The organism is Paenibacillus ihbetae (assembly GCF_002741055.1).
GTDB classification, from domain to species: Bacteria; Bacillota; Bacilli; order Paenibacillales; family Paenibacillaceae; genus Paenibacillus_AQ; species Paenibacillus_AQ ihbetae.
Genome location: NZ_CP016809.1, coordinates 1,459,610 through 1,481,102 on the forward strand (window position 1 = coordinate 1,459,610; position 21,493 = coordinate 1,481,102).

Here is a 21,493-nt window from a genome sequence, read left to right on the forward strand (position 1 = left end):
TTCACCTGTTCTCCATCCATTGTATTATAGCTTATCTCCGCTATGCCGCATCATGAACATCCAACGACAGGGATCTCCAATGGTTCTCGGATTAAAAAGTGATTCTTACAATCCCGTCAGAAGCATTGTAAGATATGCTGGAGCCAAGACCTCTGGCAAATACCTGCAGCGGAACATAAGTCACTCCATCGATAACTTTGGGAGCTACCGCTATGGATTCCGACTTGCCGTTATAGAATACGGTCCGGCTTCCGATGGTCAAAGTCACTTTATGGGTTCCCCGTTGGACGCCAATCGCCCCGACTTCCTTGTTCCAGCTCACCTTGGCCCCCATACCTTCGGCAATTTCACGAAGCGGCACCAAATTGGTATGGTTATAAATCAGCGGATGGCTTCCGAATTTCACGAGACTCCCGTTAACATATACCTTAATATCCGACTTTGCATAGGTTGGAGCCTTTGGTTTTGGTTGCGGTTTGGACGAAGCGCGCGTTGTCGACTTCGAGGAAGAAGACTTGCTGCCGGAGCTGCTTCCTCCGTTATGATAGTGGTATTCGCCATACGATAACCCCCACCGCTCGCAATTCGTCCAGCAATGATGCCCGCCGCTGGCGTCCGTTCTTCCAGGATGTGCGGAAGCAACCGTGCTGGACAACAGAATCAATGCTATCGCTGCAAACCCTATTTTTTTCTTCAACTTAATGACCTCCTGGGATAATATTCCTCAACATTCTAGCATAATTCTATATAGAAGATTCATATAAAGAACAAAAGCTTTATCTTTTAAATCACGACTTTCGTTTCACCTTCCGGTTTGCGGTTTATCGTTACATATAACCGATCCCTTTGTGCCAAAATATTGCCGGAAAGGAATGAGGCCGATATGAGCAAAGACAAACCCGAATACGACGGAAAATTTCCCGGCGTGGACCCGATTCCCGAACCGGACCGTCCGGATCAAGCAGCTACAGACAAACTGGACGATCTCGTCCTGGGCGTGCTTGAAAACGAAAACGAGGAAGATTTGGACTTGGAGCCTGAAACGAAAAATTACGATAAACTCCGTGAGAAATAAGACAGCATCTCTCGTTCAGCCAGTCCCAAGCCTATATCCACCATATATTAAAAATACAGGCAAAACTTCAATTGATCTGTAAAAGTGTTGAAATAAAAATAATCGTTCTCGTTTTGAGAACGATTATTTTTATGTTATCATTACATATAGAAAGTTTGGGTCGAAAGGAGGGAATCCCATGGAACGTTTCTTAAAGCTGGTTAAAACGATCTGGATGCTTATTCTTGTGCTGATTACGGCATTTGCTCTCTACATTCCCGTTCAAGAGTATTACACCGATGAAACTGTGGACGAGAGATATGTTTACAAGCATAGCATGAATCCGAAAGCCGCTGTTCTGAAACATTCGCAAATTCTCTCCAAGCTTAAGGTCGCCGGCAGCTCCAAGTCGGTGTTCTTCATGCTATCGGCCGTCCTGATGCAGCGTATCCCCAAAATTCGTCTGCCTTACCGGCCGATTATACCGCGTCGACTCAGACTTATGGTTCTATTCCCCATTAAGTACACATCGGTTTACGTTAGCCGTCCTTCCCGATTCGCAGTCTGATCCGGACCGCGTTCCTTTTAAACATGCCCATTTCCCATAAATATAAAGTTATATTCAGCCTAGTGTTAAATGTCAACAATCCCTAGGTTTATTTCATGCTGTGCATAAAACCTGGGCATCACTCATGTCTCTTTGTCTTTATTTCGACTTACTAAATGAGTTTATAAAAATATCGGATTGATTTTTTCAGGAGGATGTTAGCCTATGCATGTTCGTGAAACAGATTTACCCGGAATCGGTAAAAAATTCGTCATTGATACGCGTGGAGGAGATAAGCTGGTCGTCATTATTCACGATGACGGCCGGCGCGAAATGTACCATTACGAATATGACGATCCGGAGGAAAGCATCTCTATGATTTCTTTGGATGATGATGAAGCCCGCCAAATAGCTGCCATTGTTGGCGGTCTTACCTATAAACCGAAAGCGCTCGAGACGATTGATATGGCCCTCGATGAGCTGATCATCGAGTGGTACCGCATCGAACCCCACTATTATGGGGCAGGCAAATCGATCGGCGATCTCGGCGTACGTCAGCACTCCGGTGCGACGGTCATTGCAGCCGTTGATAAAAACAGCAAACAAATCAATCCCGGCCCTGACGTAATCATTACCCCCGATTCGACGCTTGTTGTCGTGGGGGAGCGTCAGCAGCAGCGGTTATTTAAGCAAATCTTGATGAACGGACGTGGTTGATGAATGAATCATATGGTTTTAGAAGTCGGATTGGCAATCGCCCTGATTGCCCTTGCGGGGCTGTTATCCGCTAAACTCCGGTTTTCCGTCGTCCCCTTCTATATTTTGGTAGGGATGGCGGTAGGACCGCATGCGTTTCACTGGGGCGAATTTGATTTCCGCTTTATTGAGAGCGCCGAGATCATTGAATTCATGGGCAGGATCGGCGTGCTGTTTCTATTGTTCTACCTCGGCCTGGAGTTTTCCGTCGGCCGTCTCATTAAATCCGGCAAATCGATCGTAATCGGCGGCAGCATTTATATTGCCATCAACTTTACGCTGGGGCTCATGATCGGGATATTCTCCGGCTTTCCAGTCGCCGAGACGCTCATCGTTGCAGGGATTACCACGATATCCTCCAGCGCAATCGTCGCCAAGGTGCTGGTTGACCTGAGAAGAACCGCAAATCCCGAGACGGAAATGATTCTTGGCATCATTATGTTCGAGGACGTGTTCCTCGCCGTCTATATTTCGATTCTGTCCGGTCTTGTTCTAAGCGGCTCTTCCTCGCTCGGAGGCGTGCTGCTGTCAGCCGTCATTGCACTTGGCTTTATGCTGCTTGTCATCATTGTCGGCAGAAAAGCCGTTCCATTGCTGAATAAAGCCCTTAATATCAGGTCGAATGAACTGTTTGCCCTGGTGATATTTGCAGCATTATTTCTGCTTGCGGGCTTTGCCGAGACCATTCACGTGGCGGAAGCCATTGGTGCGCTGCTCGTCGGGCTTGTCCTGGCGGAGACCGAGCATCGCGAACGGATTGAGCATTTAATTTTGCCGTTCCGGGATTTCTTCGGTGCGTTATTCTTCTTTAGTTTCGGTTTAACGATCGTACCTTCCGAGCTTGGCGGAGCTGTATGGCTGTCGTTGATCGCCGTTATCATCACCCTGCTCGGCAACTTTATCGCGGGCATGCTTGCAGGCCGCAGCGCAGGATTATCTACCAAAGCATCCTCGAATATCGGCCTGACTATCGTATCCCGGGGGGAGTTCTCGATTATTCTCGCCAATATGGGAAAAGCCGGCGGGCTTGCAGCCTTCATCCAGCCGTTCGCCGCGTTATACGTGCTGATCCTGGCGATTCTCGGGCCATTGCTGACGAAAGAATCCAAGCATGTGTATAACTTTTTGAATAAAATTTTTAAATTTAAAGACTACAAGGAGAAGAAACCGGTTAAACCGAAGCTAAAGGATGAAAGTGCCAGCGGATAAAGGAGGGGTTACTTCCTATGGTTCAAGTCCCGAACAGGGCCATGAACAAAGTGCAGGGCGCAATCAAAAGGGAAGGCATGGGGAGGCGGCTGGCCATGGCCATCATTGGCGGACTGATCGCCGCCTTCGGCCTGGATCTGTTTCTTGTGCCAAGCGGCATCATTGCAGGCGGCGTATCGGGAATATCTGCGCTTGCGGCGCATCTGACGGGGCTTCATACCGGCATGTTCCTGTTTGGGCTGAACTTGCCCCTGCTGCTGCTTGTTTACCGGCAGCCTGACCGGGAGCGGGCTCTGATCGCTACGGCCGGCTTGCTGACGTTTTCCGTCTGTTCGATTTTGTTCTTCCCCATCCCGTCGCTGGTCGACAGCAAGATTGGCAGCGCCGGCATCGGCGGCATTTTCCTCGGACTCGGGATCGGCATCGGCCTTCGATACGGCGTCGTGCTGGATACGCTGCAGATGCCCAAACTGCCCCAGCAGCTATCATATCTGCTTGCGCATCTGAAGCTGCCCTATATTCAGATCCTGGTTAACCTTCTGGTGTTAACGCTGGCGGGGCTGCTTCTAGGCTGGGAACGGGCGATGTATTCCGCAGTCGCCTGCCTCTTGGCACTGGAAACCGGGCGAATTACAACATCCCGTCTTCCCTTGAAACGGGAAATTCGCATCCAATGCGCCAGCTCGGCAGAGATTGCGCAGGGTATCAAAGCCATGATGGGATATGAGCCGAGACCCCCGGTCTTAGGCGAACATGGGGAGGAGAACCCGTTACCTGTCCCCCTTGAAACCGACGAGCTTGTTTATTTGGTTCACGTACTGGAGATGCCCAGATTCAAATCGATCGTCTGGAGCCTCGATCCCCGTGCGGAAATTACGATACTGCATGAATGAGATTCCATCTCTCCAGTCCAAGAGGCTGTCCAGAAGGTCCATTGACCCCGGGCAGCCTCTTGCTATGCTGCTGAAGCTGGGACGTATCTTCCAACCATCACCGATCACGAACTACTAAAAAAGATGATTCCTGTACGATACAGGGATCATCTTTTATCCATTTCACATTCCTGGATATCTGCAATGCCCGAATGTCCGGCTATTTGCGAAATTGCTGGATCAGAAACAGGATCAAGGATCCTACAACACTGATCACCAGGCAAGTAACGATCGGAAAATAAATTTTGACATTCGGCTTATCCACGACGATATCGCCAGGCAGCCGCCCGATAAAGCGGCCGATTACCGGCCACAGCAGCCCGACGACGATCAAGGCGCCGCCAATCCACAGCAGGGTCCGGGTCACCGGATGCATCTTCCATCACCTCATTCATTCATCCTACCTGCAAGCGCAAGCCTCGGTTTCTTGTATCATAAAGGATTTGACGGACAGGATGCAAGGTTGCCCTCTACGTATGCCGAAATGGATGAACCCTATTTGCACTTCTTTCGTTTTATCCCCATTTAGCCCTTCACCGCTCCCGCCGTCATGCCGTCAATGAAGTATTTTTGGAACGCCACAAACAGGATAAAGATCGGAATGATGGAGAAGAAGGAGCCGACAATCAACAGGTCATAGTTGTTGCCGTAGGGGGTCAGCAGCGTCTTCAAGCCGATGGGCAGCGTATATTTATTCGCATCGCTGAGCACCATAAAAGGCCACAGAAAGTTATTCCAGCTGTTCATCCCGTTCAGGATCGCCATTGCCGCGAAGGAAGGCTTCATGACGGGCAGAATAAGCCGCATATAGATGCCGTACTCCGAGGCGCCGTCAACTCTCCCTGCAGCGATAATTTCTTTCGGGACGCCGCGCAAATACTGCCTGAAGAAGAAAATGGTGGCCGCGCTGGCGATGCCGGGGAGCACGATGGCCGAATACGAATTCATGAGGCCGATGTTGTACGTCAGCGTGTACAGCGGGAGCAGCAGAATCTCAAACGGTACCATCATGATCAGAAGCACGCATACGAACAGCAGGTTTTTTCCGACGAAATCATATGCGGCAAACCCGTATGCCACCGTCGCGCTGACGATCAAAGTTAACGCTACCTGAACCACCGTCAACAGCAGGGAGTTGAAGAACCACATGAAGTAGGAATGGTCTCCGGTAAAGAGGTAGGCAAAATTATCAAAATTGATGACCGACAGATCGAATTTCAGGTTGAGCCCATACCGGATCAGATCCTCGCCAGGCTTGAAGGATGCAATCGTCACCGCATAAAAGGGCACCAGAATCAGGAAGCACAGAACCGCGAAAAGAAGAAAGAGCAGCACCTTGATCACCGTTTCCCGTCTCATGGTCAATCCTCCTTCTTGAACATGCCCGACAGCTTGAGCTGCGTCAGATTAATGATCATCGTAATGGCAAGAAGCACGATCCCGACGGCGGCGGCATATCCCAGATTGTTCTTCTCGATTCCTTGGCGGTACAAGTACCCGACGATGGTGAGGCCGATATTTTTAGGGGAATTGTTGCCGTTCCACAGCATCATGCTCTCGATGAACATGGCCAAGCCTGCATAAATGCTGATCGTCAGCACATAAATCGTGGTCGGCTTCAGCAAGGGCATGGTGATTTTCGTGAATTTCTGAAAGGATGACGCGCCGTCAATGGAGGCCGCCTCGTAATATTCATCCGGAATGTTCTTCAAGCCCGATAAAAAATACAGCATATTGACTCCGGTCCAGCGCCAGGTTGCCAAAGCCAGCAATGCGATAAAGCCGGTCACCTGTCCTTTCAAAAATTTGACGGGGTCGATGCCGAACCAGCCTAATATGCTATTGATCAGCGAGCCTTCCATCTCGCCGAACATAAGCCGGAAGATCGTGCCCGCTACGACAACGGAGGTCAGCGCAGGGAAAAAGAAGGACGACTTGAAAAACTCCCTTCCCCACATCAGCTTGCTGTTGATCAACACCGCAAACAGCATCGGAAACGGAATGAGGATAAGCAGCGTAAGGACCATATAGATCGCACTGTTCGTCACCGCCTTTAGAAACACGCCGTCTCCTGACAGCTTCTCATAGTTGTCCAAGCCGATCCATGACGCCTCTTGGCCCAGCTGAATCTTCTGAAAGCTCATGCCGAGCGAGCTCCCGAGAGGGTACACCCAGAACACGAGAAAGACGAGGATGAACGGCAGGACAAATACATAAGGAGCCACCTTCTGGGAGTACAGAAATTTTTTAATCATCGGACTCTACTCCTTTTGAAGAGAGCCGCCCCTGGCATAGGGGCAGCTCTTTTTCGATTGAATGCATATCCATCACACGGCTATTTCAATTCCTGCTCGATTTGCTTCTGCGCGTCATTCAAAGCTTCGGTAATATCCTTGCCGTCCTCGAATATCTCATTGAAGGTCGTTGTACAGAGGACGTTATTGATTGTGGGCGACGCGGAGGTTGACTTAATGAGGCGGATTTCATCCTTTAGTTCATTTAGCACGTCAAACGGATTGTTGACGAAGTACTTCACGAACTGATTCTCGGGATTATGGGTCACATCCTTCATCTCCCAGACATCCATATTGACCGGGTCGAATCCGAGCGTGTTCCAAATCTCCTTGTTGGCGTCCAGGGACAGTTTGGCAAAAGCAAGGAAATCCTTCGCCAGCTTGACGTCCTTGGCGGTTTTGGTGACGACAGTACCGGTTCCCCCGCCTCCGACTGACCTTGGCATGCCCTCCTCCATAACAGGAATGGGAGCGATCGCAATTTTACCCGACAGGTCCGGCATGTAATTGGTGTATCTGGACATCTGCCACAGCGGCATAAAGGCCGTCGCATAATTGCCGGCATTGAATTCGCCGTAGGCCTCCTCCGTATCCGGCTGCCCGCCGGCAATCGTAGCGATAACGTTGTTGTCCTGCAAATCCTTCAGCAGCGTCATCGCCTTCACCATTTCCTCCGAATTTACGATCGGATTGCCCGATTCATCGGTCAGATCGGCACCCTGCTGCGCAAGCAGCATGGAAGCCTGCCAAGCGGCGCTCGTATCGGCGGTTCCCATATATTTTCCGGTTTTTTCATACACTTGGATTCCCGCCTGCTTGAAGTCCTCCCAGGTGACGATATCCTCGTAATTTACGCCGGCTTCCTTCAAGATTTCGGTATTATAAAACGCTACGCTAGCGCCGACATGCGTCGGTGCGCCATAGTTAACGCCGTCCTTGCTGTAAAGGTCGATTCGGGACTGGACGAGGGTGTCTCGGTATGGGTCAATGACGTCGTTCAGCGGCTCAAGCTGCGGCGTGCCGGCCAGAAAATCCGGGAATTTGCCAAGCTCGATATCGGCAATATCAGGTGCACCGGTGCCGGACTGAACGGCAATCGATAATTTGTTATGCATGTCGTCATATGGCATCACAGTAACGTTGAGCTTAATCTGCCGGTCCGGGTTCTCCGCGTTCCATTTCCCCAGCATCTTCTCGAAATGCTGTCCGTGGAGCTCCACGAATGTCCAATAGGACAGCTCCGTCGCGTTCTCGCCGGCCCCTCCGTCCAGAACAGAGGTTTCGCCGCCGGTACCGCCGGACTTTCCGCAGCCCCACAGCAGCAGCGCCATCGATAGTATGAGACTCACAATTGCCCACTTCTTTGTCATCATCAAGACCCTCCCCGAAATATTCATTCACTCGATTCCAACCGTCACTTCAAAACAGAAAATGCATCTGACCCTTCAGACACTCGCTCCGAAAGTGAAGCGCTTACAAAATGTGCAATGGAATAATTATTGGGAGATAGAGCAGTGCGCAGTGGATGCGCAGCTGCTCTAATAATATTGTGTTTAGGCCTTTTTCAAACGGATGACATTCCAGGATGCCTTGGCAAGCCTTGCCGTCACGATTCCGCTATCGAGCTTCGCTTCTCCGCGGTTATGCGGCTTTACCTTCTCCTCTGCAGCGGTATTCACCGCTTTCAGATCCTCGTGCTCCAGCACGATATGCTCGACAAGACGGTAGCCCTCGAAGCTGCGGACGTCGCAGGACAGCTCCAGCGCTTCTTCCAGATGGCGGTTGACGGCAAAGATCGTGATTTCCTCCTCCTCCTCGTTATGCACGACCGCGCTGTCCAAATACGGCACATCCGTGAAATCCTTGGAATCGTATACCGGCGAATCCACGATCGGAAGCAGCGATACGCCGCGGCCGTATTTCGAAGCATGCAGATACGGATAGAAGATGGTCTGCTTCCAGGCGCGTCCTCCGTTTTCCGTCATGATCGGCGCAATAACGTTAACCAGCTGCGCCAGACATGCCATCTTCAGCCGGTCCGCGTGACGGAGGAACGTGATCAGCATGCTTCCGACCAGCAGGGCGTCCTCGAAGTTGTAGACATCCTCCAGCTGAGGCGGAGCCACCGTCCAAGGCTCAATTTTTCGATCCGCATCGTTGGAATGATACCAGACATTCCATTCGTCAAAGCTGAGATACATCGTTTTTTTGCTTCGCTTCTTGGCTTTAATGTAATCGCAGGTAGACTTCACGGTATGGATAAAGTGATCCATATCGAGGGTTAGCGCCAAATAGTTGGCGGTGTCGTTATCACGGTTGCCATAGTACTGGTGCAGCGATATGTAGTCGACGGCCTCATACGTATGGTCGAGCGTAACGGCTTCCCACTCAGGGAAGGTCGGCATCGAGGAGCTGGAGCTTCCGCAAGCAACCAGCTCGATATCCGGGTCCACAAGACGCATGGCTCTTGCGGTTTCGACAGCCAGCCTGCCGTATTCGGCGGAGGTTTTATGACCGATCTGCCATGGACCATCCATCTCGTTGCCGAGACACCAGGTCTTGATCTTGTGCGGCTGCTCGTAGCCGTGACTGCGGCGCAGATCGCTCCAGTAAGTGCCTCCCGGGTGGTTCGTGTACTCCAGTAAATTTCGGGCGGCATCGATGCCCCGGGTGCCCAGGTTAACGGCCATCATGACATCGGAGCCGACCTCCTTAGCCCAGGAAATAAACTCGTTCGTGCCGACCTCATTGGGCTCCAGCGTCCGCCAGGCAAGCTCGAGCCGCTTGGGGCGTTCGGCAACCGGCCCAACGCCGTCTTCCCAGTTATAACCCGATACAAAGTTCCCGCCCGGATAACGAATGATCGGAACGTTCAACTCCTTGATCAAAGCTTTCACGTCGTTCCGAAACCCGCTTGCGTCCGCCGTCTCGTGTCCGGGTTCGTAAATGCCTCCATACACGGCACGGCCAAGATGCTCGATAAAGGATCCATAAATCCGGTTATCAACTTGGGCGATGCGGAATGATTTATCCACGATCATGCGTGCCTTGGTGTTCTTAGCTGTCAAATCGTTCACCTTCCATTTAATTAAATTATAAAACAATTCAAATGATATTGAATGAATCCGTTTTCAGTTATAAAATAGCATATGAGAATTTGGATGTAAATAATAAAATATAAAATAATTTATATTTGTTTGAATCAAATTCAAATTTCTTGTTATTTGGGGATTTTCATCCCTTCCCCTTCCACTGTTTTTGGGGTTTTGGTTTATATAAATATGGAGGAAATGCGTTGTTTTCGACTTTTTTCCTGAATTGCAGCAGCCATTTTGACATGGAAAACTGGCATCTTTATTTCCTCGACATATTGATTTATAATTATTTGAAATAAACCGAAGTGAAGCCTGTGCATGTGTCCTATCACCTAACTGGAAGAAGGTTTTGAATACCATGATCTATATTAAGGATTTAATGAGCGGACTGGATATTTTCAAAGCGCTCAGCTCCGATATTCGCATCCAGATTCTTGAGCTGCTTGCCAAGAATCAAAGCCTCAATTTGAACGATTTGGCCAACCGGCTGAACCTAAGCAACGGTGCCATCACCATGCATATCAAGAAGCTGGAGGAAAGCGGACTGATTGAAATCCACACCACCGGAGGCAAACACGGCATTCAGAAGATCTGCTATCTGAACAAGGATAAGCTGATGGTGGATTTGCGCAGCAAGGATGTCGAGAATTTGTACGAGGTCGAGATTCGGGTCGGGCATTACAGCGACTATCAGGCCGTTCCGACCTGCGGTCTGGCAACCAAGGACAGCATTATCGGGGACTTCGACGATCCGCGCTACTTCGCCGATCCGCAGCGGATCGATGCCGAAATCATTTGGCTGACAGAAGGGTTTCTGGAGTACCGCATTCCGAACTATTTAAAGCCGAACCAGGCATTTCGCGAAATTCAGTTTTCCTTGGAGCTCGGCTCCGAAGCGCCGGGATTTTGCGACAATTATCCGTCGGACATTTTTTTCTATATTAACGGAGTGGAGCTTGGCAGCTGGACCAGCCCCGGCGATTTCGGAGACACCCGCGGCACCTTCAATCCGGAATGGTGGCCGCCTCATCTGAATCAATACGGCATGCTGAAGCTGATCCGGATCAATCAGGAGGGCAGCTTCATCGATGGCTGCCGCATTTCGGACGTCAGCCTGGACCAGATCCAGCTTAATTACAAGAGCGACATTACGTTCCGGATTGCAGTTAACGAGCGCTCCGTCAACAAACGGGGCCTAACGATTTACGGCAAGCACTTCGGCAATTACAGCCAGGATCTGCTGGCGCGCGTGCTCTACGATGTGAAGGAAGAATAGAAGCGGAGCCGTTCTGAGGAACGGCTCCGGCTCGATAATCGCATATACGGGCTACTGAGTGAGCATTTTCATTTGTCCGAAACCCTCCTTAACTAGGCTAAAGCCACGCTTGAAGGTAATCGAAACATGCTGGGTTAACCTTTCGCCTGTTGATTTCTCATAGTATGAACAAAAGAACTGTCCCCCGGTAGAACATTCTGCATTGGGACAGTTCTTTTGGTTTCATGATCATTTCAAATTTTCGTTTCTCGGGTGAAACCACCCAAGATTTTTGAAATATTTAGCTATTGTTTTTTACAAGATCATCTAGACGAGTTCAGGCTCGTTCTTATATAACCGGCGCGATATTCGCCCGGCTTGCTTCGATATACACGGCTTTCAGCCATTCGACTGCTCGCTTATCTTCTAGTGCGCTCGGTTCCCTAATGGTCCCTTGCTTCATTCAATATCCGCAACAGCGTGTGACGATTTCGCAGCGTGTGGGCTTCCTGAAGACTTGACTCCAGCAGTGCTCGGTCAACACCGAGCTCGCTGATGCTGGACGGGCCGCCGGCCTGCTTCAATAGACGGGCAATCTCATCTTGGGCCGGCACGTGCTCAAGCCACTCCCGCGCCCGATGCCGCAGCGGGTTCCATTCCTTCGGCTCGACGCCCGGAAGGATCCCGTTATCCACTGCATTATGATACAGCCGGGAAATCTCGCCGCAGGCGACGCCCACCTTGGCTCCATGCAGCAGCGCACGACGTCCGAGACGCAAATATTCCATTTCCCAGTAATGGGACAAGTGATGCTCTGCGCCCGATGCCGGGTGGGACTGTCCGAACAGCAGCATGGCGATGCCGGACTCGATCAGCGCCGTCATCAGAGTCCTTATCCCTTCTTCAGACCGCTCGCCGATCGACTCCACATGTCTGACACAGGCTTCAAGCGCACGCTCTGTAATCATGGCCACCTGATCATTATACGGCTCGTTTCCGGCCAGCGCCGAAAATTTCCAGTCGAACAGCGACGTATACTTGCCGAGCATATCGCCAAAGCCGGCCGCAACGAGCGGCTGCGGCGCACTGGTTAGGATGTCCAGATCCGCGAAGATGGCGACCGGAGCCGCAGCCGGGAAGGTTTGTTTTACGCCGCGCACGATGATAGGAGCTCCGAGCGAAGTAAATCCGTCCACCGAAGGAGCCGTCGGCACGGAAATGAACGGCTTGCCGGTGCGGTGGCTCACGAAGCGCGCAATATCATGAATCGTGCCTGAACCGGCCGCGATCAGGCTGCCCGTGCGCGCCGGCTCCGCTTCAATGAACAGCTGCATGATCGACTGCTCGTCCGCGACCACATCCCCCTGTTTGTCCGGCTTCAGGAGGCATAGCCTGGCCTCCAGTCCCTCTGCCGCAAACTGCTCCTCCAATATTTTGCCGCAAGCCTCGTACGTATTCGCATCTACGACAATGATGGAAGGTCCGAGGCCGTTCTCCTTAACGTAACGGGACACTTGAAGAACGGCACCCGCTTCAAGCACCATATGCGAAAGTCCGCCAAAGCCCGGATTCTGTTCCTTCATCTCGCTGACCAGGCTCTTCGCGTAGCTTAAATGATCCGTCATTGCAGCTTCTCCCCTCTCCATTCCGGCATATCTGCAATATATCTTTATCTCTATACAAGTTGAACAAACCATTGGATGTTAGGGCAAGCACGCAGCATATTCCTGCAAACGCTGTAGGTACCGCCCTATAAAAGTAGCTGTCACGACAATTACGTCGGTTTATTCGGCGGCCTGCTTAATCCGCTTCAACCGCTTCATCACATCGTTCTCGCCGCGTCCGAAATAATCATGCAGCTTGCTGTATTCCTGATACAACGAGTCGTACACTTCTACATGCTCGGGGATCGGCTTGAAGGTCTCTTCCTTCACGCGCGCCATATATTGGGCGGCATCAATGATCGTATCGTAGCCGCCCTGCTCCTTGCCTGCCGCGACGGCCGCAAACATCGCCGCTCCGAGGGCCGGTGTCTGCTTGGAGTCTGCTACGATGATTTCGCGGTTGGTGACATCCGCATAAATCTGCATCAGCAGGCGATTTTTCTGCGGCAAACCTCCGCATGCATACAGTACGTCGACATTCACGCCGTTATTATTGAATGCATCTACGATTTTACGGGTACCGAACGCCGTTGCTTCAAGCAGGGCCCGGTATATCTCCTGCGGCTTCGTCAACAGGGTCATCCCGAGGATCATCCCGGTCAGATCCGTATCCACGAGCACCGAGCGGTTGCCGTTCCACCAATCGAGCGCCAGCAGCCCGGTCTGGCCCGGCTTGTAGGCCGCGGCTTCCCGCTCCAGCCATTGATGGACACCGATGCCCTCCTGCGCAGCAGCCTCTTTAACATAAGCAGGGAGCGCTTCTTCCACGTACCATTCGAAAATATCGCCGACCGCCGATTGTCCCGCCTCATAACCGAACAGTCCCGGGATAATGCCGTCCTCCACAACTCCGCACATGCCTTCGACCTGCTTCTCTTCCGTGCCTAGCAGCATATGGCAGATCGAGGTTCCCATCGCCATAACCAGCTTTCCGGGGGTGACCACGCCGACCGCCGGTACGGCCGCATGGGCGTCCACATTGCCTACCGCAACGGCAATACCCGGCTTAAGCCCCATCATCTCGGCCATCGCTTCCGTCAATCCGCCTGCGTTGCTTCCGAGCGGAATAACGTCGCCGCGCAGCTTCGTATCGGTTAAATGCTCGAGCCTAGGATCAAGCGCTTTGAAATACGCCTTGCTCGGATATCCGTCCTGCTTGTGCCAGATCGCTTTATAGCCTGCCGTACAGCTGTTGCGGACGATGTTGCCCGTCATTTGGGAGATCACCCAGTCCGTCGCTTCAAGGAACATATCCGCGCGTTCATAGATGGCCGGCGCTTCATCAAGGATTTGCCATACTTTAGCAATCATCCATTCGGATGAAATTTTGCCTCCGTAGCGAGGAAGGAAGGCTTCGCCCCGCTCCGCCGCGATCCGGTTAATCTTGTCGGCTTCCGGCTGGGCCGCATGATGCTTCCATAGCTTCACCCAGCTGTGCGGCTCGTCGGCAAGTCCGGGATCGAAGCAAAGCGGCTCGCCCCGTTCATCCACCGGGAGCATCGTGCACGCCGTAAAATCAATCCCGATGCCGATCACGTCCGCCGGATCGATTCCCGACTGACGAATGACGGCCGGCACCGATTCCCGCAAAACCTCGAGATAATCACCAGGATGCTGAAGCGCCCAGTCATGCTCCAGCTTCTTCCCCGAGCCAGGCAATACCTCGTCAATGACGTGATGCCGGTAAGGCGTAACATGATCGGCGATTTCATGCCCGTTCGCCAGATCGACCAGAACCGCACGGCCCGATTGGGTACCGTAATCGACACCGATGGTATACTTTTTCCCCACTTGATTTCCTCCTCAAAGCATAATGTTAAAAAGGTGCTCCTGTTTTGTGCTCATCGTTCTGTTGTCCGCCTGTTGTTTCTTCAATTGAATGAACCGTGGTTGAAACAAGCTGTCAAAGGGATCGACGACCCCTAAAAATCTCGCTGCTGCTTTTGTTTCCTCGATCAATTACTTATTAAATCCATAATATTAAAATAAAGGCGGGTTCTATTTCTACTTTTGTCCGTAATAGGCATTGACGCCATGCTTTCGCAAATAGTGCCGATCCAGCAGCGCTTGATCCATCGGAGGCGTATCCGGATTGATCTGCTGCATTCTCGCCGCAATTTTGGCGCACTCTTCGAGCACGACCGCATTGTGAACCGCATTATCCGCATCCTTTCCCCATACGAACGGGGCATGGGAATGAACCAGTACCCCCGGTATCCGGTTCGGGTCCAGATCAGCGAAACGCTCGACGATCACGTTGCCGGTCTCGAGCTCATAGTCTCCTTCAATTTCGCTGCGGGTCATCGGGCGGGTGACGGGAATCTCTCCGTAGAAGTAATCCGCATGGGTCGTTCCATAAGCAGGCAGTGCGCGCCCAGCCTGAGCCCAGCTCGTTCCCCATGGGGAATGGGTATGCACGATCCCTCCGATCTCCGTAAAATGCCGATAGAGCACCAGGTGGGTCGGCGTATCGGAAGATGGCCGCAGATGGCCTTCGACAATTTGGCCTTGCAGGTCCAGCACGACCATATCCTCCGCCTTTAACTCCTCGTAAGGGACACCGCTCGGCTTGATGACGACCAGCCCTTGCTCACGGTCTATCCCGCTTACATTTCCCCACGTAAATGTGACAAGCCCATGCTTGGGCAGCGCCAGATTGGCTTCCAGCACCTGCTGTTTCAAATCCTCTAACATGAACAACCGCTCCTCTCTATATTTGAAAAATATAGTTGTACGTACAAGTTGGCGAGCACCGGTCCGATTACTCGGACCTTTGTTCATTTATGCTCAACTATTCAGTATCTGTCCTGCCGGTTTCATGACGGACTCCCTCTCCACCAGCTGCGGCTGGAAGATCGTATCCTCAATGACGGCGGCCTCCTCAATCATGCTGATCAGCTGACTGGCAGCCATCACGCCCATCTCGGTCTTCGGATGCGTCAATGTCGTCAATTTCGCTCCCGCTGCCAAGGCGAGCGCCGAATCGTCAAAGCCGATCACCGATACATCGCTAGGGATATGGTGGCCGCAGCGTCCTGCTGCTTCGATCAGGGCAACGGCCAGCTCGTCGTTGTAGCATACCAGCCCCGTCGGACGCTGGTCCTGCGGCCGGCTCAGCAGCTGCACCGCCTGCTCGTAGGGGAGCACGTTCCGCTGCTCGGTCGTATAGGTGATCACCCGGTCAGGCGACACCGGAATGCCGAATTCCCGGTGGGCGCGCAGAAAGCCCTTCAGCCGGTTTACGCCCTGGAGGTCATCCCTTTTAAAGAAGCCGGCAATCCGGGTGTGGCCCTTCTCGATCAGGTGGCGGGCAGCCTTATAGCCTCCGGCCTCGTCATCCACTTTCAGGCACGGGCATTCGAGCTCCTGATACTTCTCGTTGATCATCAGAAACGGAATCCCTTTCTCCTGCAGTGACAAAAAATAACCGAGGTTCGGGTTGCCTTCCGCACTCTTGGTCGGCTCGATGATCAGCCCGCTGAGCGGCTGGCTTGTCATCAGCTGCAGGCTCTCCATCTCCTTCTCCTTGTTGTTGTCCGTGCTTGCCAGCAGGAGGCGGTAGCCTCTGCTGCGAAGCTCGGCTTCCGCCCCGCGGACAATATGCGGAAAGATGTAATCGGAGATGTAGGTTGTGATGATGCCGATCGTCTTCACCTGCTCGCTGCCGTGCCGCTTGGGATTTTTCGCGAACGTCCCCTTGCCCTGAATTCGCTCAAGCCAGCCTTCCTTCTCCAGCTCGCCGAAGGTTTGGCGGACCGTTTGCCGGCTGACGCCGAACTGATCGGCGATCTCATGCTCCGAGGGCACCTGCTTCCCCGGCTCCAGCCTGCCCGATTCGAACCAGGACAGCAGCTCGTTCTTCAATACAATATATTTGGGTATCCGTCTGTTATTCATCATTCACCTCTAGCCTTACGCACTCATGATACCGGAATCAATCCTTTATTCATTGATCATTCCGGAGCTATCTCGTTATTGTAACACAGGCCAGGGCATTACTGACAGAACCCGAAACCCGCTTAGCGAAGACGATAGGCAGCTTCGCTCCAGCGGAGTTCATTTTTAAACCGGGCCAGGCTTGTGTCTTTGTCAATGATAACCGCTTCAATACCGGCCATCTCCGCCCAGTCGCTCAGCTGCTCGGACGTGATCGCGTAAGAAAGCACCGTATGATGCGCGCCGCCGGCCAAAATCCAAGCCTCTGCCGATTCCCGAAGCGACGGCTGCGGCTTCCACAATACGCGGGCTACAGGCAGCTTCGGCATCGGCTTCTCCACTTTGACGCCGTCCACGACATTGACGAGAAGGCGGAATCGATGGCCGAGGTCGACGAGCGATGCATTCACGGCCGGACCGTCCTGGCCGTTGAATACGAGACGGGCCGGGTCGGCTTTTCCGCCGATACCGAGCGGATGTACCTCAACCGATGGCTTATCGAGCGCGATGGTAGGACATACCTCCAGCATGTGGGATCCGAGAATCATATGGTTACCCGGCTCGAAATGATAGGTGTAGTCCTCCATAAAGGAAGTGCTCTTATTGCCCGCAAGGACCTTCAGAACTCGGGTCAACGCCGCCGTCTTCCAGTCGCCTTCGCCGCCGAATCCGTAGCCTGCTTCCATCAGTCTCTGTACGGCTAAGCCGGGAAGCTGCTCCATGCCGTGCAAATCCTCGAATGTCGTCGTGAATGCGCCAAATCCGCCCTCTTCGAGGAAGCGACGCAAACCGATCTCGATGCGGGCTTGATAAGCGATGGAATCGCGGACCGGACCGTCAGAGAGCCCTTCCTTCGTGATGGAGTACTGCTCCGCATATTCGTTCAGCAGCGCCTTCACTTCATCGTCGCCGACTTGATTCATCGCATGAACCAGATCGCCGATGCCATAGCCGTTGACGGACCATCCAAGCTTAATTTGCGCTTCGACCTTATCCCCCTCGGTCACGGCAACTTGGCGCATGTTATCGCCAAAGCGGGCAACCTTCAGTCTGCGGCTCTCTGCATAAGCGGCAGCCGTTCGCATCCAGCCCGCGATCGCGCCGCGAACCTCGCCGTCCTCCCAGTGGCCGACAACGACCTTGCGGGCGATGCCGAGACGTGCTCCGATATGGCCGTATTCACGGTCTCCGTGCGCGGACTGGTTCAGGTTCATGAAATCCATGTCGATCGTTTCCCAAGGAATATCGCGGTTGAATTGGGTGTGGAAATGAAGAAGCGGCTTCTGCAATTGGGACAAGCCGGCGATCCACATTTTCGCAGGGGAGAATGTGTGCATCCAGGTCATGATCCCTGCACAGGTCTCATCATTGTTGGCCTCGAGAATCAAATGGTATATCTCATCCGGTGTCGTTACGATCGGCTTGAACACGATAGGGTACGGAAATACCGGATCCTTGCCAAAATCGGCGGCTACGATGCGGGAATGCTCTGCAACCTGTTCAAGCGTCTCCGGTCCGTATAAATGCTGGCTGCCGGTAACGAACCAAAAAGTATGCGGTTTCAACTTCATGATTATAACGCCTCCTGTTATGAGTGCTGTTTAGCTAACTTGTACATACCTATAATTATAATCGTTTTAATATCACCTAATTGTACGTACAAGTTGATTTACTCACATTCTACCCGTGCTTATCATAAATAGCAAGCAGAATTTATACAAAAAGAGGCTGAAGCAGGCACAGCATTGCTCTCATTGCCTGAATCAGCCTCTATGATTTTCGATCTGTCCAGCTTCAGCAGCCGGAGCCCGGCTTTCATTTCCTAATCATCACGCAGCGTTTTGCTAGTTTTCAAAAAAATAACCTCAGCTTCTTGCCCGATGATTCAGATAAGATACCGGCACCCTGTCCGGATAGTCCGTTATAATCCCATCGACTCCGCTCTCCATCAGAAAGGGGATTTGCAGCACATCCCGAATCGTCCAGACGAAGGTCTTCATTCCGGCTTCATGTATTTTCCGGATTAATGACCTGGACACCAGCTTAACGGAGACGTTAATGTAGCCGGCAAAGCTGCTGAATTCCTGCAGCCGCTCCTTCGAAAGCTCCTTCGAGCTGGTAACGACGATGCCAAGCGGCACTTCCGGCATCAGCGCGTGAAAGCGGCGGAGAGAATCCGTGTCTGCCGATTGGACCATAATCATCCGCGAGACATCCTGCGGGCGGCTTGCTCCCGGCGCCTTCCGCTTCAACACATCGGCAACCTTCTCTTCGATTCCGGGATACCGGGAAGGAAGCTTGAGCTCAATTAACAAACCGATTTCCCCGCCGAAGCGCTCCACGACTTCCTCCAGCGTCGGGATCGTCTCTCCCGAATAATCCGTATGATACCAGGCTCCGACATCCAGCGACTTCAGCTCCTGCAGGGACAACGCTCCCACTTCGCCCCGGCCGTTGCTGGTCCGTTCCACATCGCTGTCATGGATGATAACTGCATGTCCGTCCCGACTAAGCTGCACGTCCAGCTCCAGCATATCCGCCCCCATATCGAATGCCTTCTGGAAGGACGCCATCGTGTTCTCAGGAGCGTAGCCCGAAGCCCCGCGATGCGCAATATTCACCCAGTCGCCGCTGAGCTCTTCTCTCCATTCGCTCCGAACATCCGCCGATGCCAGGGTATGCGGCGGCTCCCGCAGCGATGCTGCAGCAGGACGCAAGCTGCTAAAGGCCAGCAATACCGCCAGAATAACCATGCACTTTTTCATATCGATTGAATCACCTCTGCCCCGATCGGTCCGAAGGCCGTATCCGTCCTCATGCGCGTTTTTGAAAACTCTTGATATTAGTAGTTCCCTGCCATTTCACGTTTCAATCGAACCGGCTTGGTCATTTTCCAAAAAGGCTTCTCCACCCGCTGTCTGCCGCACTTTCCCATAAGATTTTTGGCTGAATGAATCGCAGCTCATGTGCATTTTCTATTTTATGTCTTGTAAAATGAACGTAAATGGAGTAAGTTGAACATATATGAACGCGATATTGTTTTTTTACTATGATTACGAGGAGAGATGAAGAAATGGAAAGAAGATATGCCTCACATCCGAATGAAGTTAAACAGTTTGATACCGAACGGCTGCGGAAGGAGTTTCACATCCCGGTTTTATTCAAGCCGGATGAATTGGAGCTTGTCCTTACGCATGAGGATCGCTTGATAATCGGCGGCGCTGCTCCGGTACACAAGCCGGTGAAGCTGGATACGGACATGAAGGAGCTGGGCGTATCCTTCTTCCTTGAGCGGCGCGAGCTCGGCATTATCAACATCGGAGGAGCTGGAAGCGTTGCCGTTGACGGCACGGAGTACCCGTTAAACAACAAAGAATGCCTTTACGTCGGCATGGGGGCAGAAGAAGTCATTTTTACAAGCAACGATCCGGGGAACCCGGCTAAGTTCTACCTGAATTCGGCTCCGGCTCACCAGTCATTCCCGACGGCTAAAGCGACGCTTGAGGAAGCCGATTCCAGCGCGCTTGGCGATATTAAAAATTCCAACGACCGCGTCATCTATCGTTTTATTCATCAGAAGGGCATTCAAAGCGCCCAGCTCGTCATGGGCATGACTCTGCTGAAGGAAGGCAATATGTGGAACACGATGCCTGCCCATACGCATCCGCGCCGCATGGAGGCTTACTTGTATTTCGATTTGCCGGAGGACGCGGTCGTCATTCATCTGATGGGAGAGCCTTCCGAAACAAGACATATCATCATGCGCAACGAGCAGGCGGTGATCTCCCCTAGCTGGTCGATTCACAGCGGTGTCGGCACAAGCAACTATACCTTTATTTGGGGAATGGCAGGAGATAATAAAAGATACGATGATATGGACCCTGTGTCCATGAAGGATTTAAAATAGAGAGGATATGCTCCATATCCATTCTTATGACGGAAGAGTTGAGGCTTTATGAACCCGCTGCGGCGTTATGAAAAAATCATGGAATACCTTCTGACCTACAAGGAAGTAACCGTGGCCGATTTGAGCCGCCAGCTTGAGGTCAGCGGCAAAACGATCCGCGAAGATCTGACAAAGCTGGAGGAGCAAGGACTGATCGTGCGCGTGCACGGTGGAGCCGTGCTGGCCCAGAGCGATCAGTTCGGGATTTTGCCTTCAAGGGAGCCCCTTGCCAAGCATGCGGATGAGAAATCCGAGATTGCGGACAAGGCCTTGGCTCATATACAGGGAGGCGACATCATCGCACTCGATGGAGGCAGCACGACATTGGAAATCGCCCGCAAGCTGGGGGATACCGAACTGACGGTCGTTACCAATGACGTCTATATTATCAGCGAGCTGGCTTCTAAGAGCAGCATCCGTCTCGTCGTACCGGGCGGATACCGCGTTCGGAACATGCTTGCCGGCCCCGAAGGCGTAGCGTATGTGAAGCAGCTGAACATACAGAAGGCGTTCATCTCGGCAACCGGTGTCCATCTCGATCACGGGCTGTCGATATATACAGGTGATCTGATCGCCTTTAAACGGGCTTTGATCGACACCTCGATCGAGGTATACGCGGTTGTCGACCATCACAAATTCGGCCAAACGGCGCTCCGCACATTTTCCACGCTGCATGAGCTTTCCGGGATCATTACCGATAAGGGCTTGCCGGGAGAAACGTACAGCCGGTACACTGCCGCAGGCATCAAACTGGAATAGCATTGCTTCGCATTGGTCTCTCTTCTGTTTAGCCGATTGCCTAGCT

The 21,493-nt window shown here is 52.3% G+C and carries 20 protein-coding genes; 8 read left to right on the plus strand and 12 right to left on the minus strand.

Annotation, left to right across the window (positions count from 1 at the left end):
- Positions 1–91: 91 nt before the first annotated feature.
- The gene (locus BBD41_RS06675; RefSeq protein ID WP_099477075.1) at positions 92–697 is read right to left on the minus strand and encodes a stalk domain-containing protein; all 606 of its coding nucleotides are present in this window, start codon (positions 695–697) and stop codon (positions 92–94) included.
- A gap of 186 nt (positions 698–883) precedes the next feature.
- Here BBD41_RS06675 and BBD41_RS06680 point away from each other — a divergent pair, with 186 nt between their 5' ends.
- The 5 genes from BBD41_RS06680 (at position 884) to BBD41_RS06700 (ending at position 4,459) form a co-directional block, all read left to right on the plus strand.
- The gene (locus BBD41_RS06680) at positions 884–1,075 is read left to right on the plus strand and encodes a hypothetical protein (RefSeq protein WP_077564822.1); all 192 of its coding nucleotides are present in this window, start codon (positions 884–886) and stop codon (positions 1,073–1,075) included.
- A gap of 178 nt (positions 1,076–1,253) precedes the next feature.
- Positions 1,254–1,622 carry a hypothetical protein gene (locus tag BBD41_RS06685; protein WP_099477076.1) on the plus strand — a complete coding sequence of 123 codons (369 nt, stop codon included), beginning with the start codon at positions 1,254–1,256 and terminating at the stop codon, positions 1,620–1,622.
- A gap of 204 nt (positions 1,623–1,826) precedes the next feature.
- Positions 1,827–2,318 (plus strand): cation:proton antiporter regulatory subunit, encoded by a 492-nt coding sequence (locus tag BBD41_RS06690; RefSeq protein ID WP_099477077.1) that lies wholly within the window; start codon positions 1,827–1,829, stop codon positions 2,316–2,318.
- 3 nt (positions 2,319–2,321) lie between these two features.
- The gene (locus BBD41_RS06695) at positions 2,322–3,566 is read left to right on the plus strand and encodes a cation:proton antiporter (protein WP_099477078.1); all 1,245 of its coding nucleotides are present in this window, start codon (positions 2,322–2,324) and stop codon (positions 3,564–3,566) included.
- 17 nt (positions 3,567–3,583) lie between these two features.
- The gene (locus BBD41_RS06700; protein WP_099477079.1) at positions 3,584–4,459 is read left to right on the plus strand and encodes a YitT family protein; all 876 of its coding nucleotides are present in this window, start codon (positions 3,584–3,586) and stop codon (positions 4,457–4,459) included.
- Between the two features lie 199 nt (positions 4,460–4,658).
- Here BBD41_RS06700 and BBD41_RS06705 read toward each other — a convergent pair whose 3' ends face one another.
- From BBD41_RS06705 to arfA, 5 genes are all read right to left on the minus strand, one after another.
- Positions 4,659–4,874 carry a DUF2905 domain-containing protein gene (locus tag BBD41_RS06705; protein WP_099477080.1) on the minus strand — a complete coding sequence of 72 codons (216 nt, stop codon included), beginning with the start codon at positions 4,872–4,874 and terminating at the stop codon, positions 4,659–4,661.
- Between the two features lie 149 nt (positions 4,875–5,023).
- Entirely contained in the window at positions 5,024–5,857 is an 834-nt protein-coding gene (locus tag BBD41_RS06710; RefSeq protein WP_099477081.1) for a carbohydrate ABC transporter permease, read from the minus strand.
- Positions 5,858–5,859: 2 nt separating this feature from the next.
- Complete coding sequence (locus BBD41_RS06715; RefSeq protein ID WP_077569137.1) at positions 5,860–6,753, minus strand: carbohydrate ABC transporter permease; 894 nt, start codon at positions 6,751–6,753, stop codon at positions 5,860–5,862.
- Positions 6,754–6,833: 80 nt separating this feature from the next.
- Entirely contained in the window at positions 6,834–8,162 is a 1,329-nt protein-coding gene (locus tag BBD41_RS06720; protein WP_099480495.1) for an ABC transporter substrate-binding protein, read from the minus strand.
- A gap of 183 nt (positions 8,163–8,345) precedes the next feature.
- The gene (arfA, locus tag BBD41_RS06725) at positions 8,346–9,833 is read right to left on the minus strand and encodes an arabinosylfuranosidase ArfA (RefSeq protein WP_206098316.1); all 1,488 of its coding nucleotides are present in this window, start codon (positions 9,831–9,833) and stop codon (positions 8,346–8,348) included.
- Between the two features lie 412 nt (positions 9,834–10,245).
- On the opposite strand from arfA, the gene BBD41_RS06730 reads away from it, so the two are divergent.
- Complete coding sequence (locus tag BBD41_RS06730) at positions 10,246–11,163, plus strand: ArsR/SmtB family transcription factor (RefSeq protein ID WP_099477083.1); 918 nt, start codon at positions 10,246–10,248, stop codon at positions 11,161–11,163.
- A gap of 422 nt (positions 11,164–11,585) precedes the next feature.
- Here BBD41_RS06730 and BBD41_RS06735 read toward each other — a convergent pair whose 3' ends face one another.
- The 6 genes from BBD41_RS06735 to BBD41_RS06760 form a co-directional block, all read right to left on the minus strand.
- Positions 11,586–12,767 carry a sn-glycerol-1-phosphate dehydrogenase gene (locus BBD41_RS06735; protein WP_099477084.1) on the minus strand — a complete coding sequence of 394 codons (1,182 nt, stop codon included), beginning with the start codon at positions 12,765–12,767 and terminating at the stop codon, positions 11,586–11,588.
- 159 nt (positions 12,768–12,926) lie between these two features.
- Positions 12,927–14,597 carry a ribulokinase gene (locus BBD41_RS06740; protein ID WP_099477085.1) on the minus strand — a complete coding sequence of 557 codons (1,671 nt, stop codon included), beginning with the start codon at positions 14,595–14,597 and terminating at the stop codon, positions 12,927–12,929.
- Between the two features lie 213 nt (positions 14,598–14,810).
- A complete protein-coding gene (gene araD / locus BBD41_RS06745; RefSeq protein WP_028405028.1) occupies positions 14,811–15,500 on the minus strand; it encodes an L-ribulose-5-phosphate 4-epimerase in 690 nt (229 codons plus the stop codon).
- A 93-nt stretch (positions 15,501–15,593) separates the two neighbouring features.
- On the minus strand, positions 15,594–16,703 hold the full coding sequence (locus tag BBD41_RS06750; protein ID WP_189636184.1) for a GntR family transcriptional regulator: 1,110 nt from the start codon (positions 16,701–16,703) through the stop codon (positions 15,594–15,596).
- Between the two features lie 122 nt (positions 16,704–16,825).
- A complete protein-coding gene (gene araA, locus BBD41_RS06755; RefSeq protein WP_099477086.1) occupies positions 16,826–18,313 on the minus strand; it encodes an L-arabinose isomerase in 1,488 nt (495 codons plus the stop codon).
- A 294-nt stretch (positions 18,314–18,607) separates the two neighbouring features.
- Entirely contained in the window at positions 18,608–19,507 is a 900-nt protein-coding gene (locus BBD41_RS06760) for a glycerophosphodiester phosphodiesterase (protein WP_099477087.1), read from the minus strand.
- Positions 19,508–19,815: 308 nt separating this feature from the next.
- On the opposite strand from BBD41_RS06760, the gene kduI reads away from it, so the two are divergent.
- Together kduI and BBD41_RS06770 are read left to right on the plus strand one after the other, a co-directional pair.
- Positions 19,816–20,649 (plus strand): 5-dehydro-4-deoxy-D-glucuronate isomerase, encoded by an 834-nt coding sequence (kduI, locus tag BBD41_RS06765; protein WP_077569145.1) that lies wholly within the window; start codon positions 19,816–19,818, stop codon positions 20,647–20,649.
- Positions 20,650–20,697: 48 nt separating this feature from the next.
- Positions 20,698–21,447, plus strand: a complete 750-nt coding sequence (locus BBD41_RS06770; protein ID WP_077569146.1) for a DeoR/GlpR family DNA-binding transcription regulator — start codon at positions 20,698–20,700, stop codon at positions 21,445–21,447.
- The last annotated feature ends 46 nt before the right edge of the window (positions 21,448–21,493 follow it).

What these genes read in the sequence shown, in the direction of transcription:
- BBD41_RS06680 (WP_077564822.1), top strand. Translation starts at nt 884, where the DNA reads ATGAGCAAAGACAAACCCGAATACGACGGAAAATTTCCCGGCGTGGAC.
- BBD41_RS06685 (WP_099477076.1), top strand. Translation starts at nt 1,254, where the DNA reads ATGGAACGTTTCTTAAAGCTGGTTAAAACGATCTGGATGCTTATTCTT.
- BBD41_RS06690 (WP_099477077.1), top strand. Translation starts at nt 1,827, where the DNA reads ATGCATGTTCGTGAAACAGATTTACCCGGAATCGGTAAAAAATTCGTC.
- BBD41_RS06695 (WP_099477078.1), top strand. Translation starts at nt 2,322, where the DNA reads ATGAATCATATGGTTTTAGAAGTCGGATTGGCAATCGCCCTGATTGCC.
- BBD41_RS06700 (WP_099477079.1), top strand. Translation starts at nt 3,584, where the DNA reads ATGGTTCAAGTCCCGAACAGGGCCATGAACAAAGTGCAGGGCGCAATC.
- BBD41_RS06705 (WP_099477080.1), bottom strand. Translation starts at nt 4,874, where the DNA reads ATGCATCCGGTGACCCGGACCCTGCTGTGGATTGGCGGCGCCTTGATC.
- BBD41_RS06710 (WP_099477081.1), bottom strand. Translation starts at nt 5,857, where the DNA reads ATGAGACGGGAAACGGTGATCAAGGTGCTGCTCTTTCTTCTTTTCGCG.
- BBD41_RS06715 (WP_077569137.1), bottom strand. Translation starts at nt 6,753, where the DNA reads ATGATTAAAAAATTTCTGTACTCCCAGAAGGTGGCTCCTTATGTATTT.
- BBD41_RS06720 (WP_099480495.1), bottom strand. Translation starts at nt 8,162, where the DNA reads ATGACAAAGAAGTGGGCAATTGTGAGTCTCATACTATCGATGGCGCTG.
- arfA (WP_206098316.1), bottom strand. Translation starts at nt 9,833, where the DNA reads ATGATCGTGGATAAATCATTCCGCATCGCCCAAGTTGATAACCGGATT.
- BBD41_RS06730 (WP_099477083.1), top strand. Translation starts at nt 10,246, where the DNA reads ATGATCTATATTAAGGATTTAATGAGCGGACTGGATATTTTCAAAGCG.
- BBD41_RS06735 (WP_099477084.1), bottom strand. Translation starts at nt 12,767, where the DNA reads ATGACGGATCATTTAAGCTACGCGAAGAGCCTGGTCAGCGAGATGAAG.
- araD (WP_028405028.1), bottom strand. Translation starts at nt 15,500, where the DNA reads ATGTTAGAGGATTTGAAACAGCAGGTGCTGGAAGCCAATCTGGCGCTG.
- BBD41_RS06750 (WP_189636184.1), bottom strand. Translation starts at nt 16,703, where the DNA reads ATGAATAACAGACGGATACCCAAATATATTGTATTGAAGAACGAGCTG.
- araA (WP_099477086.1), bottom strand. Translation starts at nt 18,313, where the DNA reads ATGAAGTTGAAACCGCATACTTTTTGGTTCGTTACCGGCAGCCAGCAT.
- BBD41_RS06760 (WP_099477087.1), bottom strand. Translation starts at nt 19,507, where the DNA reads ATGAAAAAGTGCATGGTTATTCTGGCGGTATTGCTGGCCTTTAGCAGC.
- kduI (WP_077569145.1), top strand. Translation starts at nt 19,816, where the DNA reads ATGGAAAGAAGATATGCCTCACATCCGAATGAAGTTAAACAGTTTGAT.
- BBD41_RS06770 (WP_077569146.1), top strand. Translation starts at nt 20,698, where the DNA reads ATGAACCCGCTGCGGCGTTATGAAAAAATCATGGAATACCTTCTGACC.